The following is an 18839-nucleotide window of genomic DNA, read 5'->3' as shown; positions in this document are numbered from 1 at the left end:
TCTTTCATGTTGCATTTACTACTTGAACTCAGAATATGAAAAAGATTCATGATTCAATAGATACTGTTGGTGCGCTTAAAAAGTCAGGCTGGAATTCTGTATCTGTCAAAGAAGAGGTGCGTAATAATCTAATCAAGAAATTTCAAAATGGGGAGCCACTTTTTCCCGGTATTAAAGGATATGAGAATACCGTTATTCCTCAACTGCAACATGCTTTGTTGGCCAAACACGATATTATCTTATTGGGACTGAGAGGACAGGCAAAGACAAAAATACTTCGCCAACTGTATCTTTTATTGGATCAGTATTTGCCTGTTCGCAAAGATACAGAAACTAATGATAATCCCTTTAACCCGGTTTCAAAAAGGGGAAAGAGATTGATAAAAGAACACGGAGATAAGGCCCCCGTAAGTTGGCTCCATCGCAGTGAACGATATGGGGAAAAGCTGGCAACCCCGGATACTGCCGTTTCTGACCTTATCGGGATATTGATCCTATTAAAGCAGCAGCTCAAAAGATGACGTTTGCTGATAAAAATGTTATCAATTTCGGGCTTATTCCACGTACTAACAGGGGGATCTTTGTCATAAATGAACTGCCGGATCTACAACCCAGAATTCAAGTTTCGCTGCTTAATATAAGGGACCTTTGCAAAACCAGGCAGTCATCCTGAATGTAATGAAGGATTTCCCTTTCAACGGCAGCAGATGGATACTGGAGATTCTTCGACAAGCTCAGAATGACGAAATCAATGGTTTTGCAAAGCCCTCTATAATGCAGGAGCGGGATATTCAAATCAGGGGATTTAAGGTTCGGATTCCTATGGATGTGCTGATGGTTTTCTCGGCGAATCCGGAGGATTATACCAACAGGGGAAATATTATTACGCCTCTCAAAGATCGAATTGATGCTCAAATTCTTACCCATTATCCGAGAGAGATTGACGTAGGTATGGAGATCACCGAACAGGAAGCCTGGACCTCTCGCGAGGATGATTTAGAGGTTAGCATTCCGGCTCTATTTAAAAGGCTACTCGAAGAGATATCTTTTAAAGCACGGTCTTCTGAGTATATCGATCAAAAAAGTGGTGTTTCTACCCGACTGACGATTACAGCAATGGAACAGCTGATCTCTTCAGCCGAACGGCGAGCATTAATTAACGGGGAAACTAAAACGGTTGCCCGTATTACGGATGTATATCATATAGTGCCTGCACTAACGGGAAAATTGGAACTTGTATACGAAGGCGAGCAGGAGGGTATAATAAATGTTTCCAAACATATTATTGGGACAGCCATAAAAAAGATATTCACCCGGTATTTTCCTGATCCCGAGCAGCAAAAGAAAAAGAACACTGACAGTGCATACAAACCTATTCTTAATTGGTTTGCAGAAGGCAACACCCTTGAGATAACGGATCAACAGAGTCAACAACAATATGAAGAGAGCTTAAAGCAGGTACCCGGATTACAAGATCTTGTCAGAGAATATACCGATACACCGGATGTTGAAACCGAGTTTACATTCATGGACTTTGTTATTGAAGCACTCCATCAGCACTCTATACTGGGCAAAGAGGAGATACATAATAAACGATCCTATTCAGACATGCTGAGCAGTATGCTTAGTTCAATGGATGACCTCGACAACCTGGATGATTTTGAATAGGGATTTGGCGTTGCAAGTAGAAGAATATACCCTTATATTCTACCACTGAATTTAAGGCAACAAAGAAATTTATTGATCCCATGAAAGAAGGAATTCACCCGGAGTACAACGAAATTACTGTTAAGCTAAGTGATGGTACTGAGTTTAAAACACGAAGTACGATGGACCCCGAAGATGGTGTTTATCGTAGCGAAGTTGACTCAAAGAACCATCCTTTCTATACAGGTAATATGAATTACCAGAAGAAAGCCGGTCGTATCGATCGTTTCAAGAAGCGTTACGGAAACAGCGACGACTAATTTTTCTACGAGTATTGATGAAATTAAGGATGCATTTCTCACTGAGATGCATCCTTTTTTATTTTTAACCAATCACGCCCTATGCAGCTACATTGTTTAACCGTTGGACCCTTTGCCGAAAATACATATTTACTGACCCAAGCAGGCCAGGCTTTGATTATCGATCCCGGTTTTATGGAACCGGCCGAGTATGAAAGAATTGATAAACAGTTACGTGATGAGAACCTCTCTTTACAAGCAGTTGTGCTCACCCATGCTCATGTGGATCACGTATTGGGCCTGCAAAAGGTGCTCAATAATTATGATGTGCCGGTATATTTAAGTGATAAAGACCGCCACTTATGGGATAATTATCCTTCTCAGGCTTCAATGTTTGGGCTTAAGGTGAATGAGGTTTCGGTTGCCCCCAAGCCCTTGCCCATTACAAAGGGGTGGGAGATCGGGAACTTTGTATTTGATGTCCTTTACACCCCCGGGCACGCCCCGGATCATGTATCACTATACAGCCCCAATGATGACATTGTTATTGCCGGAGACGCGCTTTTTAAAGAAGGGATAGGTCGAACTGATCTGTATAAAGGAGATTTTAATGTACTGGAACAATCTATTCGTGAACAACTGTATACGTTGCCAGAAGATACCGTTATTTATCCCGGACACGGACCGGAAACTACTATAGGGCATGAGAAACAGGCGAATCCTTTTGTAAAAGCAGTGAAATAAAACTCAGGAAGCACTGTTACTGCTTTCTTCTTTTCGTTTTCGAATCCGTTGGATCTGCTCGTTGTAGTGTTCTTTGTTCTCTTGGTACCGGCTTCGTAAATGCAGGTAGGTTTGAATGGCCATATCAAATTTACCTTGTTTTTCATGAATCGAAGCCAAGGTCTCTGATGCAATACCATCTATATCGTCGGAGGTCCCTTTTTGTTGTGATGGTTCACCCGGCTCCATCTGTTCGGGCTTAATGCGTTTTGACTCAACAGCTGACAGTTTTTGAATTAACGTATCCAGATCCAGTACCGGCCCGGGGTCATAACTTGTAGATTTTTTTTCTGAGGTATAAGGAATTTCGGTAGGGGTCCAGGCCTCAAGAGTATTCGGATGGCTTAAATAGTAATGAAGCTTTTCAAAAAAAGGACTGCCGGGAGCATAAATGCGTGCTTTTAACGCCTCTTCAACAGCTAAGTCATCCATGCCTTTAAGATGATAAAACCATGCCAGCAAAAAATGACCTACTGCATCGGGGCCCCGCTTTTTAAGCTGTTTTTTGAGCCGTGTAGTCGCTTTTATTGGATCGGAATCAAAATGTTCAGCATACGAGGCTAGTGATTTAGGTATTTCGAACGGTAATTGTGGCATCAATAATTGGTAAAAGGTTCCCGAGCAACGTTGCTGCTATTATACAAACAGAAAGTACTTGCAGTCAATACAAAAATATAGAATTTCACCACCCGCTTACAGCGTCATTAAACATATTGTCAGCGACCTGGCTAAGGGCCTCACGAGCAGCATTAGTTTCTCCTTCAATAGGGTTTTCGTTAGTGTCATAAGTTTCAGAGCCACTAAAAGTAGTACTCCATTCAGCCTGATCTTTATCAGTATATTTATAGGTGGCCCGAACAGAAATTTTTACTTCGTTACGGCTGGTTTGTTGATTGCCGCTGAGGCTAAAGGCTTGATTCGTATACCTTCTGATTGACCCTTCCAGGATTGCATCAGCATCACTGCGTGAATTGGCAAGCTGCAATCGACTTTGACTAATAAAACGGTCTATGAGTGCTTCATTTAAAATATCACTTAAGTTACTAACCCCGCTGTTCGATTGATCCGCGAAAAAGGGAATATAAACAGTGTTTACGTCTTCGGGGATGGAGGTACCGGTAAAGCTATATCTAAAGCAGCCCGTAGTTACGAAGCATAGCAGTATAAGCAGTAAAAGAGAACGGATGTTATTGGAGACCATATTGATCGAGCTTGCGATAAAGAGTTCGTTCACTTATCCCTAAGGCTTCGGAGGCTTTGCGGCGATTGCCCTCATACTTTCGAAGGGCTTGTTCAATTAGGAACTGTTCGGTTTTTTCAATAGAGGGAATATCATCACTGGTAAAAAATTCAGAAAAAGCATCATCTTCAGTTTCTTCTTCAGAGATATCGGCTTCGGCATAAGATTCAACTCCAATATCTTCTTCAGCGGCATTACCGATGTCAATGTCCATGCCGGAATTCTCAGGTTTGTTTACTTCATCCTGAATATTTTGTGGGAGCGCCTTAATATTTTTCTGCGAAAAGGTGGAGTATAAAAAGTTTGCCAGCATCTTTTTAAGATCTCCTATATCACTTTGCAACTCTACAAGGGCCCGGTAGATCAGCTTTTGGTCATCGTTGCCAAAAGCACCGTTCTTATTGCGTTCATTTTGGTCAGCCAATACAGGTAAATTATCAGTAGCACCGGAATGCTGACGCCCCTTAAGGTATTTTTGGAGCTTATCGGTATCAATAAACTGAGATTTTTCAAGCACGACTAACTGCTCTGCTACATTTCGAAGTTCCCGGACATTACCCGGCCAGCGATATGAGACCAGCAGTTCTTTAGCCTCGTCGGAAAATCCTTTAAAAACGGAATCATATTTGGCTGAAAACTCAGTGACAAACTTTCTGAAAATTGGGATGACATCATCAGGGCGATCTCGAAGGGGGGGGAGTTTTACCTTTACAGTATCAAGGCGATAAAACAGGTCTTCGCGAAATGATTCCTCCTGCACTAATTGCCACAGATCTTTATTGGTAGCCGCGATAACACGAACATCTGTAGTACGTAATTTACTGGATCCAACACGGAAATACTCTCCGGATTCTAGAACTCGCAAGAGTTTTACTTGTACATTGGCTGGGGTATCGCCAATTTCATCAAGAAAGATGGTGCCCCCGTTGGCTTTTTCAAAGTAACCTTCACGCGCTTCGTGTGCGCCGGTAAAAGATCCTTTCTCGTGACCGAAAAGTTCACTTTCAATAATTCCTTCGGGGATGGCACCACAATTGACAATAACCAGGTCGTTATGCTTACGGTTGCTTATCTCGTGGATGGCTTTGGCTGTTACATCTTTACCAACACCACTTTCGCCTTGTAGTAATACGGTAATATCGGTATCAGCTACCTGCACTACTTTATCAATAACCTGCTTCAGAGCAGCAGATTCACCTATAAGTCCAAATCGTTCTTGAAATGCTTCACGATCCATAAAGAGAAGCTATATCTGTCTTAAATCATTCATAGTTCATTGATTCTAAAGGTAAGAATTCCACTCCTAGATACATAAAGAGATTCGAAAATTATTGGCATCTTCAAAGAGCTCTGATAGCTGGGAGATAAAAAAATATGTTTTTTATTAGAAAATTTTAAAGTTAAGTAACTATTTTAAGACTTAATCGTCATATGATCAGAAGATAGAACCCAGACTGTGGTATCTATAAGGTTATGCTATCTTCCTGATAGATCTATCAGCCCAAACAGAACATGGAGCAGCAAAAGGAATGGCAATTAATTGAAAAGATACAAAATGGACAGAGCGGGGATTACAGAACGCTTGTTGACCGGTATGCACCTATGGTTTTTAGTATTGTAAACAATTTTGTTGATGCTGAAGCGGATCGGGAAGAATTGGCACAGGCTATATTTGTAAAAGCCTACGAACGCCTTGATACGTTTAAGGGGAACTCAAAATTTTCTTCCTGGCTCTATTCGCTGGCAAAAAATCATTGTCGTGATTATGCTAAAAATATCCGCAGAAATAACAGTAATTTTAGTGAAATGGATGAGCAAGATCTTAATTCCCGGCTCAGAGATGACGGGCTGCCGGATGAAGCCGTTGAACAACAGCAGTGGATTGCGCTTTTGCAGGCAGGACTTGACCATATAAATGATGATTATGCCGAGGCCTTTATGATGAAATATAATGGAAATATGAGTTATAAAGCGATGTCGAAGCGCTTAGATGCCTCTGTAAGTGCACTCAAGGTTCGGGTTTACCGGGCCAAAAAAGAACTTAAAAACTATATTGAAAACCGGAGCTAACTGTTATGGATAAGGATACTTTACTCCGAAAATATTTAGATGGCGATCTCTCCGACGAAGAGGAAAGAGAAGCCCTGCATACGATTGCCGATGATCCGGATATGCGATCTATGTTGCGCTTTGAGAAATCACTTTCTGAGAATCTTTCCTCTGGTTTTAACCGTACTTCTGATACATCTGTACCAGAGGGATTTACCGATAAGGTAATGAGCCGGATTAACGAAGAGTCTGAAGAGGTAGACCGTATAGGGTTATGGGAAAAGATTAAGGAATGGTCAGAAGATCTTTGGGTACCGCGGCAGGTACAGTGGCGCCCTGCTTACAGCTTTGTTTTCGCACTCTTGGTGCTTATTTCATTTTCATACCCGATGCTGTTTTTGCAAGATCAACAACCTTTTGTTACTGAGAATACAGATACAACCAAGAACATAGATTCCTCAATTCAGCAGGTATCATCGGCTGCAGATGAGGTAATGTTACGCTTTATGTATCTGGATGATGAGGCAGAGTCTATGGCAGTAGCGGGCGATTTTAGTAATTGGGAACCGGTAAAATTGACTAAGAAAACCATTGATGGCAAGACCGTTTGGACAGGGTTGGTATCGATGAGCCGTGGAGAACATAACTATATGTTTATCAAAGATGGAGAGCAATGGGTTACTGATCCTCTGGCACCGGTACACCGTGATGATGGCTTTGGGAATAAAAATGCAGTTATATATATATGAGATCGATTATCTTAATTATGAGTATTTCATTTGTGATAACAACAATGGGTAAAAGCCAGCATTGGCAGAATACAGTGTCGCTGGATTCTCGTGTCGGATACGCTACCAACAGCTATCTCAATCCGTTCCTGGGAGAGTGGGATAGCTCAGTTGAATCCGGATATAACTTTACGTCAGCTTTTTGGCAATCCCATTGGTACAAAAATAATAATTCTGTTTCTGTTACCGGTGGCTTATTCTATGAACCTATTTTTGATACCTCAGATAACTGGAAAGGCGGTATGGGCAGGATAAACTACAATCATAGGTTTAGTAGTTTTAGTGCCGGTATTGAGGCAGGAGCAAGCTATTTTAGTTCTGCGTTTAGTCGCAGTGTCGGATGGATACAACCTAAAATTACATGGTTTGCTTCTCCATTTACATATGTCCGGCTAAAAGCGGGATCAAATTTCAGAAGTTATCGCAATGCACCGAGCAGGCCCGCAAGCAGTAACCGTTTTGATCTTTACGGGATGGAGTTCGAGACCTGGCCAAGCTATAATTGGCGAATAACATCAGGGGTTTATGGTTCACTTGATACATTTCCGAATGTACAGGAAGGATTTAATGCGAATACTACGGTAAGCTATCATTTCCGAAATGGATCTCATGTAGCATTGAATTTCGGTTATAAACAGTATCAAACAGAATTTACGGAAGAAACTGATACCGGAGGCGGTCCGCCTGGCGGGGGACCACCCGGAGCTGGACCGGGCGGCGGTACCCAGAATACGGTTGTTCAAAACACCGATCGCATACTGCAACTGGGTACGAATGCTTCCTTACCTCTGAATAACCGATTCTCGGTTTTTGGGTCTGCGGTATTACTACAACTCGATTCCGAAACTTCAAATGTTAAAATCAATGATTATGAAGTTTCAGCAGGCATTCGGTTCCGGTTTGCTCCAACATTTGGTAAGAGTACAGAAAAAGTAAATCCAAAGTGGAATTTAAAAGCAGGGAAACAGCAAATACAGATAAATTTTAATACTGAAGGACGATTGTATCTTGTGGGGGAGTTCAATAATTGGAATAGGGCGGGAATACCACTACGCAAACAAGCAGATAATACCTATACTGCTCAGCTGGATTTATCAGCCGGCAGTTATGAGTATAAGATACTTCAACGGCAAGGGGACGCAGAAAAATGGCTTCCATTTTCTAATGATACCTATACCGTAGACGACGGATATGGAAGTGAGAACGCAATTTTATTGGTTGATTAAAAAGAGTAGCATTATGATTATTGCTAAAAAAATATACATACGATTACTTGGGTTGGCCATATTTATGATGGTTTCAGGCAGCGTGTTTGCCCAACAAACTGATACACAACAATGGATCCATAAAGCTCGCGATGCCGGCATCAACCAAGAGGTGCTTACAGAGCTACAAAACAGAGTTGAAAATAATGGGATGTATGCTGCTCAGGTTAAAGGGATAATGGAAACGGCCATTACAATGGCCAATGAGAACCTGCCCTCAGAAGTGGTTATACGGAAAGCACTGGAAGGCTTCTCAAAAGGAATACCGGGCCCAAGAGTACTCTCTGTAGTAAATAAAATGCATAAAGGGATGGGCAAAGCAGCACAGATTGTTGGGCCATGGGTAGAAAAACCCCAGGTAAAGGAGATGATAAACAGGCAGAATGCAATGACAAAAGAGCAATTCAGGGATGAGCTTACAGCAACAACGTCTAAATCTATTATGCAAAATATGTCTCCTGAAACGGTCAATGAAGTGTTAACTCAAGTTTCAGATAGATCGGTGTTAGCTAAATCCAGTCCTCCCGAGGTTATTGCAGCCATGGGTATATTACCGGATCTGCCATCAGGGAGCAAGAATGCGAAAGTATCCTCCAAGTTTATAGTAGGTGCTATAAAAGGTGGATTTAAGGCTGCTGATCTGCAAAAATTGCCGTCAGCAATGAAAATTGCCCAACAACGAAGCGAACTTCCGGCAGCTTCTGTGATCAAAGGAGTGGCACAACAGATGAATGGAGGAATACCTGCAAAAGAGATATTGCAGAATCTATTTAACGGGCAAGTTGGGGGAGGACCACCGGGTGATATTCCCCCGGGATTAAGAAATAAACCCGACAATGGTAATAAAGGCAATGGCAGGGGACAAAACGGAAATTAAACGTATTCTTGGTTAGGCTTGGTAATAATTTCAAGGCTGCTGTTCAAAACAGCAGCCTTTTTATTTAGTAGTAAAAAAATATGTAACCCTTCGTTATTTCAATCGTCATACGGACAAAATAAAGAAGAAATGATGAATGAATAAATTTAAATAAAGGGTATAGTATTATGTTAAACAAAAAGCTACTATCAATTCCCGTTGTTTTTATAATAGTAACTTCAATGGCTTTTGTAAGTTGTAACACCAGCTCAGACGGAGATACCGGGACTATGACCGTTGAAATGAGCGACGCTCCTATTGATTCGGCTGATGCCGTTAATGTCTTTATAGAAAGCGTAGAGGTTGAATCCCAGGATGGGTCTGGGTGGGTTACGCTAAATGAACCTCAGAAGGAGTATAATCTCCTTGAACTTATTAATGGAGCTACTTCTGTGATTGGGAGCAGTGAACTTGAGGCTGGTACCTACAATCAAATTCGGTTGATTTTAAGCGGTACCGGTCATAGTGTAGTCGTAGATGGGAAACCATATGCTATGAAAGTACCGGGTGGTCAACAAACAGGAGTAAAACTTAGTATTAATGTAGAGATAGAACCGGATATTGAGTATGTGCTACTTCTTGATTTTGATGTCAGCAATTCTGTTGTAAAAGCCGGGAAGAAGAACCCTACTGTTCAGTATCTATTACAACCTGTAATTGATGCTAAAGAAAAAGCGATTACCGGCAATATCGCAGGTGCTGTAGAACCCGTAGATTCGGAACCGGTAGTTTATGCTATCGCAAACTCTGATACATTGGCCTCTACTATCGCAGATACTGCCAATGGTGAGTTCAAACTTATTGGGTTGGAAGAAGGCACCTACGATGTTTCAGTAAATCCAAGGAATAGCAATTATGGTGAGACTGTGAAAGAAGGGGTTAGTGTAACAACCGAACAGACCAGTAATATTGGTACCATAACGGTTTCATCTAATTAACTGTACCGTTCTAGTCCCCAAAGCCCAAGGCTCGCACTCTTTTATAGAGTGTGGGCCTTTTTTATATCAAATACATTAGGTAGTATTTTTTAACTAAATACAGTTAAATTTGTAAGGATTACCTTTCCGGCAGGTCTTACTAACGTGTTATAGTAATAAATTCATCTTAAAAAACCCCATAATTCTTGGGGTATTACTATTACTTCTAATAAATAAAAATAACAAGAGGGTATACTATGAGTCATATATTCAAAGGTAAAATCTACGGACGTCTTTGTGACGGTTGCATTGAAAAACTACCAAATGTTAAAATTAGGTTGTATAGGCTAAGAGAAAATCAGGACGAAACACTTTTAGCTACTGATGAGCCAAAAAATAATTTCAAGATTTTAACCCAGAAGGAGATTGAAGCCAAGGAGGAATACCTGCTTGCCCAAAAGACTACTGATGAAAATGGTGGATTTGATTTTAACCTAAACGAAATAAAAGGATACGATGGTGAATCATTTGAGATTGATGTGCTTGTCGAAAAAGCACCTGGCCAAGAAAAGCGTCCAGATAACTTAGACCCTGTTCAATTTACTGCTGATGTATATAAGCCTCATGCCAAGGGCAGGGAGGACGAAAAGAAATCTGCCTGGGAATATTATGTTCCTTATCGATATTGGTGCCGAATCCGCGAAAAGCTGGGCGGCTACGTTATTTGCGGCCGGGTATTGGATTGCGAAACGGAAAACCCCATTCCCAATGTAGAGGTTTTTGCTTTTGACCGTGACTGGATTCAGGATGATGCCCTTGGTTCGGCTACTACAAATGGAAATGGGCACTTTTTAATCTATTACTCAGCCAGTGATTTTAAAAAAGGTACCGTTTGGGATGTGGAATTGGTAGGAGGGCCTGACTTATACTTTTCAGTTGAAACCTCATTGGGTACTCCGCTTTTGTCGGAAGACCCTTCAAGAGGAAGAAAGCCGGATCGCGAAAATGCGGGGGCATGCTTTTGTGTGACGCTATGCTTATCAAAAGATAAAATACCGCCACCACCAGAGCCCCAACCGGCCTTTACCCATATCGGCAGCTATGATTATGAAAATGATATTGACAGCTTAAATCCTCCAAGCTCAGGGCTAACGAAGGCGCAAAATAGAGCCTTTTTCCGTAACCTGCGTTTGAACGGTTCCTTAGCCAAAAAGCGAAATGGCAACCAATTAGAATACCGTTTTGAAACCTGCGAAGTTGACTCTTCTGGTAATCCTATTGGTGGTTCCTACAATTGGCAACCAGTAAAAGAAAGTCAGCTTGGAAAGCTTAAAATTGGTGTGTTGCAAAAGCCAAACCCGGCTTATCCGGGCCCAAGTTCAAATCCCATTAAAAATGTGGATTATGTTATAAAACCGAACCAGCCGGATGAGATACCGGTATCTATAATAACTGACAATGGTATAGATTGGATACAAGTACCCCAAGAAGATGATCACCCTTTGGATACGACCGGGGACGGATATTTTACTCCCAACCATAACTTGGCAGCACTCAATACTCGAATCTTGGCTCCCTTTAATGATATAGACTTATCGGGACTTGTTACGGGTGATAGTTCAACGTCTACAGGCAAGCCTCTTGCAGAGAATAAGCATTTTGCCATCCGGATGATTGTTAGAGAGAAGGGGAACTCTTCTACGGAAACAGTCACGGGTATCTGCGAGCATATTGCTGTCAATAATACCCTATATGATGGTATCGATAGCCACCCGGCATGGTACTCCAATGTCAGAAATAATCAGCTGGCTGTAGCTATGGTTGATATAAGTCAACTGCAGGGTAGTAATGGCTGTTCAGGTATTACAGATCAATTAGATGTTCTGTATACCGCAGCGCATCCTAACCTGGGAACAGTGAATATAAGTATGAAAGGACCGGGCGGGCCATATGGTTTTACAAATTTCCCGGCGGCCCCCACAACAGGAGATCATTCCGGTACGGCAACACCTGATTTTAACGTGGCAGATCTACAGCCTTGTGCATACATTGTTAATATGAGTGTACAAATATTGCTCACAGATGGAGATCATACGCCTTCTAATCTGCATGATGAGATTGGGTTCTGTAAAAATGCAGTTTAATTCAACCCAATAAAAGCGGGGTGTTTAAAAGCACCTCGTTTTTATATATAGGAGATCAAAAGAATGTTATAAATTAAACAGCGACTTTTTCTTGAGAAAATTCCTTGATACTGCTCTTCTTAATAAAATCGCCCATTAGCGTGGCAGAAGTGCAATCAGAAATAGTCACTTCTACATAATCACCTTTTCCAATATGATCGGGGCGGTCAAATACGACCATCTTATTGGTATCGGTACGTCCGCAGAGCTGTTCATCAGAGCGTTTACTGGTGCCTTCTACCAAGACCAGGTGACGACGGCCAATCTCTTCATTATTGAGCTCTTCCTGTATATTCATTTGCTGCTCAATAATTTCTGAAAGGCGACGCTTTTTAACCTCTTCAGGTACATTATCTTCATATTTGCGTTCAGCAAGCGTCCGTCCTCGTTCGGAATATGAGAACATGTATGCAAGGTCATACTTGACTTTCGCCATCAGGGAAAGGGTATCTTTATGTTCTTCTTCCGTCTCATCACAAAAACCGGAAATAATATCTGTTGAGAGCGTAACCCCGGGAATGATTTCGCGCATCTTCTCGACGAGATCGAGATACTGTTCGCGGGTGTAGGGGCGACGCATACGCTCTAATACAGCATTATTCCCCGACTGAGCAGGGATATGAATATAGTTACAGAGGTTGGGTTGCTCGCTTATAATCTGTAGCAGCTCCTCAGGAAAGTCCTTTGGGTGTGGGGAAGAAAAGCGAATGCGCATTTCAGGGTCTACCTGGCTCGCTTTGTACATCAGGTCGGCAAAAGAGTGTTCGCCATCATCGTAAGAATTTACATTCTGTCCCAAGAGCGTAACTTCGCGATACCCCTGATTACTGAGTTGCTCCAGCTCATCAATAATACTTTCAGCATCGCGGCTGCGCTCTCGACCTCGGGTAAAGGGCACTACGCAAAACGCACACATATTATCGCAACCCCGCATGATCGTTACAAAAGCACTTACGCCGTTATCATTACGACGTACCGGCTTAATATCGGCATAGGTTTCTTCCAGGGAAAGCAGAACGTTCACTGCTTTACGTCCATCATCAACATCTGCAAGCAGTTTGGGTAGATCACGGTATGCATCAGGCCCCACGACAAGGTCAACCAGCTCTTCTTTCTCCATGATTTTATCACGAATCCGCTCGGCCATACAACCTAAAACCCCAACGGTTAAGTCGCCGTCTTTTTCTCGCTTTAATGCTTTAAACTCTTTCAGGCGGTTCCAAACCCGTTCTTCTGCATTATCTCTTATCGAGCAGGTATTTACGAAGATGACTTCAGCATCTTCAGGCTCATTTACCGGTTCCATACCGTCTTCCATAAGGATGGAATTGACGATTTCGGTATCCGAGACGTTCATCTGGCAGCCGTATGTTTCTATATAAAAGTTACGTTGATCCAATATATACGGGGTTTAGTTCCTGATTAATTGAGCTATGTAATATAAGAAGAGATTGACTCTTTGTGAAAGGTAAATAGGTTCACAGAATACAGGATTCGAGATACAAGATTTAAACCCTTAGCCAGATATTTGCACGTGAGTTCTATAACTGTATTCTGTATCCTGTTATCTTTAGTTCGGCCAGGTTTCAGGATTTTGTCGCCATTCTCCCAGCGTTTTTAAATCACTGGCATCAACATAATCATTCTCACTCGCTACCTGTATAAGTGTAGGGTAGTCGGTTAAGCTGTATACCGTAACATCGGTTTCTTCAAATCGTTGGATGGCTTTGTCAAATCCATACGTAAAAATACTTAGCACTGCTTCAATATTTACCCCTACAAAACGCAGGGCCTCAACAACAGACATCGCAGACCCGCCTGTAGAGATCAGATCTTCGATAACCACGGTTGATTCTCCTTTTTGTATGCCGCCTTCAATCTGGTTACCAAGACCATATGCTTTGGCTTTGGCACGAACATAAGACATGGGCTTGTCCATATTTTCACTTACCCAGGCTGCATGGGGGATACCTGCTGTTGCAGTACCGGTAATAACATCGATATCCGGGTACTCTTCGGAGATAAAAGCAACTAGTTTTTGAGCAATCTTTTTCCGGATCTTTGGATAACGCATTGTCAGCCGATTATCGCAATAGATGGGGGAATTCCAGCCCGAAGACCACGTAAAAGGATCATTCGGTCGTAAGATAACCGCGTTGATATTTAATAAATCGAGTGCTATTTCTTCTGCAAATTGTTGATCAATAATCATAAAGCTAATTGTTAATGCTGTTACAGATGATAGTCTTTTCAGATTATCAGTGTATTAGTAAAATATTATATGATTTCGAGGGCCAATACAACTCCTTTTAGGCATAAAAAAGCATAAAAGCCGGCCAACAAATCATCTACGAGAATGCCCCAACCACCGGGCAGTTTCTGAAGTTTATCAACTCCAAGGGGTTTTTGGATATCGAAAAATCGGAAAAATATAAACCCTAAAAATAACAGAAGTAGATCATAATTAATAATGCCTGTAAAGGAGATGGCAATAAATCCCATTCCCTGGCCGGCAAGTTCATCCATAACCAAGGGCGAAGGGTCACCTCCCCAAACGCGCTCACATTCCTCAGAGACCCACACCGTTAAGTATGAGCAGAAGATTGTAAACAGCACAATACCGTACCAGGGGGTATATACCCCGATAAAGTATATTGGAAAAAGAGCAAACAAACTGCCCCAGGTTCCGGGTGCATTTGGTAAAAAGCCTGCGTAAAAAAAGCTACCGAGGATCGGTTTCAGTTTCTGCATTATTCGGATACGAAAAAAGGTTTTTATTAATGTAAATATATTCAAAACCGGAATAAACGGTTAGCACTACGATGGCCATCATCAGCCACGATAAAATTCCGGACTGCATAAGTTCGATACAGTAGGAACTCAGCCAAACATTGGTTTCGATAAAGACACCCACAAGCAGTACTGTATAGAGGAAGAACATTTGGCCCATCGTTTTTACTTTTGCCGTCAGCCGGGTCTCCATGGTGATATCTCGATAATCAGCTAAAACACGCATTGCCGTTATCAGAATATCCCGGAAAACAATAACCCCGATGGCCCACCATGGAAATTGGCTCGCATCAATAAAGGGTAAACAGATAAAACCTGCAAAGGTCAAGAACTTGTCTGCAAGGGGATCAAGGAAAACTCCATAATCGGTTTGTGCGCCGTAAAGGCGGGCAATGTATCCGTCAAAAAAATCGGTAACTACTGCAACAGCAAAAATACCTACACTAAGGGCACGCCATACGGCTTCTTCTTGCACGTATAGCATAAGAAAAATGGGAGCCAGGATAATCCTGATCGTACTTAGTATGTTGGGTAATTGACGCACGCGTCAAAGATACTAATTGTATGATAGAATTAAATGTTTTTTACAGAAGAATAAAGAGCTTCGAAAAGCTGCCAGAGTTTGATATTTTGAACAGCGATTTTATCATCATAAACATTACAGCCATTTGTGTATGCAGTGCCATATTATAAGTATCGGTAATGAACTTCTTATTGGGGATACTGTTAATACCAATGCCAGTTGGTTGGGAGACGTACTTACTAATATGGGCGTTGAGGTAACGCATATTCATACTATTGGTGATAATTATGGGATTCTAAAACGCACATTGGAACATGCTCTTGAGCAAGCCGACCTGGTAATAACAACCGGCGGTCTTGGCCCTACGCACGATGACATCACAAAAAAAGTAGTAACTGAGCTTTTTGGATGCGAACTGAATGTGGATGAAGAAATTCTAAACTTTATAAAAAAGATATTCAGAGAGCGAAATATTCCTTTTAGTAAATCGAACTATCACCAGGCTGAGGTACCGGATTGCTGTGAACCTCTGTTTAATACTCAGGGTACGGCTCCCGGTTTATGGTTCGATAGTGATAGAACTAAACTGGCCGTGCTGCCAGGCGTACCTTATGAGATGAAGCACCTTATGAATGAGAAGGTCTTGCCTAAAATTAAAAGCAGTAACGGCAATACCACCTTTCGATATTCGCACTATATTACTACAGCCGGGGTGGGAGAAAGTACGTTGAGTGATACCATTATAGAGGGCCTTTCATCCATTTTGCCCAAAGAAATAAGTGTCGCATATCTGCCAAGTCCACAGGGTACCCGCATAAGAATTAGTGCTTATGGTAACTCACAAAAAGCAGTGGACGAGAAGATAGAACCGGTAATCGCTCATATTAAAGAGAAAGCCGGGTATCTTATTATTGGAGAGGGCAAAGACTTGACACTGGCACAATCAGTAGGAGAAATATTGGCGGATAACAAGTTCTGGTTAGCTACTGCTGAAAGCTGCACCGGTGGGTATATTGCCAATGCCGTAACCGATATTCCGGGTAGTAGTCGTTATTTTAAAGGAGGTGTGAATGCGTATTCCAATGAGGTGAAAACTACGCAATTGGGGGTTCGAAAAGATACCCTTGAAAAACACGGGGCTGTCAGTAAAGCAGTTGCCCTACAGATGGCAAAAGGGGCTGCCAAAAGACTTAATGCTGATATTGCTATTTCAACCACAGGCATTGCCGGGCCGGGGGGAGGTACGGATAAAAAACCGGTAGGGACTGTTTGGATAGGATTTTACAGTGAGAAACGCCATTTTGCGCTGCATGCACGTTTTACCAACGATCGCTTAATCAATAAGGAACGATCGGCAGCCGTTGCACTAGAAATGGTAAGACGCTGTATTTTAGATATCGATGAAATGCCATACGGACTTAAAAAGAACGAAGCTTGAGAACCATCCGATTTACATATATTACTCTTATTCTGGTATTGGGGGCTTTTAATTTTGCAATAGGCCAGACTAATACACTAACTACAAATCTGACAAATATAGATTCTGTAGCCATAGACAGTACCGTTTTGCAACTTGCACCAGTGAGGGGGACAACTGATACAGCAGCTAAGAATAAAAAAGAGCCTTTTACGGTTCAACCCTGGGAGTTTCGCGCTCCGATTGGGGCGACGGTTACTGAGACAGATAGTACCCTGCGATGGCAGATATGGCCCGATTGGACGTACAAGCTAAATCGAGATCCGGGAGTCATCAGTTACCGGATGGGCACCGGTATTCGTACAAATGCTGTACAGCACAATGCCCATGAACCCCGGCACCAACAGCTATACTGGGAGGGGGTATTGCTTAACGATCCGGTTTCGGGGGCACTAAACTGGTCTTTAATACCTCAACATAAAATTGGCACCGTATACCAGCAAGATTTAGGCACCCAAAATCGAAAAACCTATTACCTGCGGCAATACTATTTAAACAAGCCCTTATCACGACTTATTTATAGCGAGAGTAAATTTTCGAAACGGGATCTCGAATTTGAGGTTAGCCATAATATATCCAGGCGGATGAATGTTGAGCTCAGCTATTGGGATCGACGCACGGGTGGAGAGTATCCCAACTCGAAAATTACTGGGCGCCAGATATTTAGCAAGGTTAGTTATCATTTGTCCGAAGATCGTTACCTGAAGCTCAATTATGTTAATAATAATTATGATATCGGTATGCCCTTTGGTTATGGTATTTCTGATTTACGATTATTTAATTTTGATAGGTTCAGTGCAACAGCTACACAAAATTCAGCTTCCTCAACAAATAAATCTAGTCTTTTGTCGCTGAACTTTTATCAGCGCAAGGCAGACTCTTCAGTAACAAAAGATAACTTGCGCGCTGGTATTTATTACCGGGGTAATGAGCGTTCGCTTTCACAGAACACGGATACTACCAGTTACAAAGTCAGCTCTGTAGGAGCTATGGCAAAAAAATGGTGGACGCTTGGCGGGTTTACGCTTGAGACATCAGCAGATATTAAGCAGTTTTTCAATAAGAGTTCTAATGAAGGTAGCCTAACGGCCTCTAATTGGACGCTGTTAAATACCGAGGGACGTATATCACTTGATTTTACGCCTCTTATTGACCTGAAAGGCGGAGGTAACTTTAAAGTACGTTCCGATGGGTTTCAATCGTACCGCCTAAACGCTTCCTCTGATATTAGCTTGGCCGGGATTACTCTTACTCCGGGCGCCTCATCGGGCACCGTAATGCCTACCCCTCAGCAACTGTATTGGAGTTCGAAAAGTTATGAAGGGAATTCAGGTTTGAAAAGTGAAAAGGTACAGGAAGTGCGAGGCACGTTGAGTTATCAGTTTAACCCGGAAACTCAGATCGGCGTTCGGGGACAATACAAAGATATAACCGATGGTATTATGGCCGTAGATAGTACCTTCACAAATGTAGGGGGCTATTCTTCTCAATCGGCAACCTTCTTTTTTAATTGGGATTTAACCCACTTCGAGTTCAATGGATCTGCCACGATACACCGTTTTGCCGATAGTTATCTAAAACCGGATAATAAAATACCGATGAATCCGTCTGAGCGCGTATGGCTTAAAGGCGGTGCCTACTGGAAGGGATATCTTTTTGACCGTGCTACCTATGTAAAAGCAGGCGTTTCCGGGATGATGGCTCCTTTTCGTTACCAGGCCGACCATTATAATCCCGAACTTGACAGCTGGCAACCGGTAAGCCAAGATCAACTGTTGCCAATCTTTAACAGGTTGGATGTTGATGTTACCGCCCGGGTTCGCTCTATTATGTTTTTGTTGCGATGGCAAAATGTGCTTGATGATGTTAGTCAACTCGGCTACTTTGAGACAGCTCAATACCCCATGTCGCAGCGCCGGTTTATATTTGGTGTTCGTGCATTATTCAGAAATTAAAATGAAA

Annotated in this window: 18 protein-coding genes and 1 pseudogene; 12 read left to right on the top strand and 7 right to left on the bottom strand. The window is 42.1% G+C overall.

From position 1 onward, the window contains the following. Positions 1-35: 35 nt before the first annotated feature. The 4 genes and pseudogenes from G3569_RS16540 to G3569_RS16525 all read left to right on the top strand — a co-directional run. Positions 36-637, top strand: a pseudogene (locus tag G3569_RS16540) (magnesium chelatase); the annotation flags it as partial. An 11-nt stretch (positions 638-648) separates the two neighbouring features. Next, entirely contained in the window at positions 649-1668 is a 1020-nt protein-coding gene (locus G3569_RS16535) for a hypothetical protein (RefSeq protein ID WP_165271195.1), read from the top strand. A gap of 80 nt (positions 1669-1748) precedes the next feature. Next, on the top strand, positions 1749-1967 hold the full coding sequence (gene rpmE / locus G3569_RS16530; RefSeq protein ID WP_165271194.1) for a 50S ribosomal protein L31: 219 nt from the start codon (positions 1749-1751) through the stop codon (positions 1965-1967). Between the two features lie 81 nt (positions 1968-2048). Beyond that, positions 2049-2690 carry an MBL fold metallo-hydrolase gene (locus tag G3569_RS16525; RefSeq protein WP_165271193.1) on the top strand — a complete coding sequence of 214 codons (642 nt, stop codon included), beginning with the start codon at positions 2049-2051 and terminating at the stop codon, positions 2688-2690. 3 nt (positions 2691-2693) lie between these two features. Here G3569_RS16525 and G3569_RS16520 read toward each other — a convergent pair whose 3' ends face one another. The 3 genes from G3569_RS16520 to G3569_RS16510 form a co-directional block, all read right to left on the bottom strand. Next, positions 2694-3326, bottom strand: coding sequence for a hypothetical protein (locus G3569_RS16520; RefSeq protein WP_165271192.1), 633 nt, complete (start codon positions 3324-3326; stop codon positions 2694-2696). A gap of 85 nt (positions 3327-3411) precedes the next feature. Beyond that, complete coding sequence (locus tag G3569_RS16515) at positions 3412-3930, bottom strand: LptE family protein (protein ID WP_165271191.1); 519 nt, start codon at positions 3928-3930, stop codon at positions 3412-3414. Beyond that, positions 3917-5206, bottom strand: a complete 1290-nt coding sequence (locus G3569_RS16510; protein WP_165271190.1) for a sigma-54 interaction domain-containing protein — start codon at positions 5204-5206, stop codon at positions 3917-3919. The genes G3569_RS16515 and G3569_RS16510 overlap by 14 nt, the downstream gene beginning before the upstream one ends. 275 nt (positions 5207-5481) lie before the next feature. Here G3569_RS16510 and G3569_RS16505 point away from each other — a divergent pair, with 275 nt between their 5' ends. The 6 genes from G3569_RS16505 to G3569_RS16480 all read left to right on the top strand — a co-directional run bounded on the left by G3569_RS16505 (position 5482) and on the right by G3569_RS16480 (position 12048). Continuing rightward, positions 5482-6039: an RNA polymerase sigma factor gene (locus tag G3569_RS16505; protein ID WP_165271189.1), complete on the top strand. Its 558-nt coding sequence runs from the start codon at positions 5482-5484 to the stop codon at positions 6037-6039. Between the two features lie 5 nt (positions 6040-6044). Then, positions 6045-6767: an early set domain-containing protein gene (locus tag G3569_RS16500; protein ID WP_165271188.1), complete on the top strand. Its 723-nt coding sequence runs from the start codon at positions 6045-6047 to the stop codon at positions 6765-6767. A 17-nt stretch (positions 6768-6784) separates the two neighbouring features. Further along, complete coding sequence (locus G3569_RS16495; RefSeq protein WP_205720257.1) at positions 6785-8032, top strand: early set domain-containing protein; 1248 nt, start codon at positions 6785-6787, stop codon at positions 8030-8032. A 13-nt stretch (positions 8033-8045) separates the two neighbouring features. Then, positions 8046-8948: a hypothetical protein gene (locus tag G3569_RS16490; protein ID WP_165271186.1), complete on the top strand. Its 903-nt coding sequence runs from the start codon at positions 8046-8048 to the stop codon at positions 8946-8948. Positions 8949-9115: 167 nt separating this feature from the next. Further along, positions 9116-9925: a DUF4382 domain-containing protein gene (locus tag G3569_RS16485; protein ID WP_165271185.1), complete on the top strand. Its 810-nt coding sequence runs from the start codon at positions 9116-9118 to the stop codon at positions 9923-9925. 236 nt (positions 9926-10161) lie between these two features. Next, the gene (locus G3569_RS16480; RefSeq protein WP_165271184.1) at positions 10162-12048 is read left to right on the top strand and encodes a carboxypeptidase-like regulatory domain-containing protein; all 1887 of its coding nucleotides are present in this window, start codon (positions 10162-10164) and stop codon (positions 12046-12048) included. Positions 12049-12121: 73 nt separating this feature from the next. On the opposite strand, the gene miaB is transcribed toward G3569_RS16480, so the two are convergent. From miaB to G3569_RS16460, 4 genes are all read right to left on the bottom strand, one after another. Continuing rightward, on the bottom strand, positions 12122-13486 hold the full coding sequence (gene miaB, locus G3569_RS16475; RefSeq protein WP_240894757.1) for a tRNA (N6-isopentenyl adenosine(37)-C2)-methylthiotransferase MiaB: 1365 nt from the start codon (positions 13484-13486) through the stop codon (positions 12122-12124). Between the two features lie 171 nt (positions 13487-13657). Further along, on the bottom strand, positions 13658-14299 hold the full coding sequence (gene pyrE / locus G3569_RS16470) for an orotate phosphoribosyltransferase (RefSeq protein WP_165271183.1): 642 nt from the start codon (positions 14297-14299) through the stop codon (positions 13658-13660). Positions 14300-14364: 65 nt separating this feature from the next. Beyond that, positions 14365-14838, bottom strand: coding sequence for a phosphatidylglycerophosphatase A family protein (locus tag G3569_RS16465; protein WP_165271182.1), 474 nt, complete (start codon positions 14836-14838; stop codon positions 14365-14367). Next, positions 14810-15421, bottom strand: coding sequence for a CDP-alcohol phosphatidyltransferase family protein (locus tag G3569_RS16460; protein ID WP_350356574.1), 612 nt, complete (start codon positions 15419-15421; stop codon positions 14810-14812). The genes G3569_RS16465 and G3569_RS16460 overlap by 29 nt, the downstream gene beginning before the upstream one ends. Positions 15422-15551: 130 nt before the next feature. On the opposite strand from G3569_RS16460, the gene G3569_RS16455 reads away from it, so the two are divergent. Together G3569_RS16455 and G3569_RS16450 are read left to right on the top strand one after the other, a co-directional pair. Continuing rightward, positions 15552-16838 (top strand): competence/damage-inducible protein A, encoded by a 1287-nt coding sequence (locus G3569_RS16455; protein WP_165271181.1) that lies wholly within the window; start codon positions 15552-15554, stop codon positions 16836-16838. After that, positions 16835-18832 carry a putative porin gene (locus tag G3569_RS16450; RefSeq protein ID WP_165271180.1) on the top strand — a complete coding sequence of 666 codons (1998 nt, stop codon included), beginning with the start codon at positions 16835-16837 and terminating at the stop codon, positions 18830-18832. The genes G3569_RS16455 and G3569_RS16450 overlap by 4 nt, the downstream gene beginning before the upstream one ends. Positions 18833-18839 lie beyond the last annotated feature (7 nt).

The sequence above is a fragment of the Fodinibius halophilus genome (genome assembly GCF_011059105.1).
GTDB lineage: Bacteria > Bacteroidota > Rhodothermia > Balneolales > Balneolaceae > Fodinibius > Fodinibius halophilus.
This window is presented reverse-complemented; position numbering and strand designations above follow the sequence as displayed.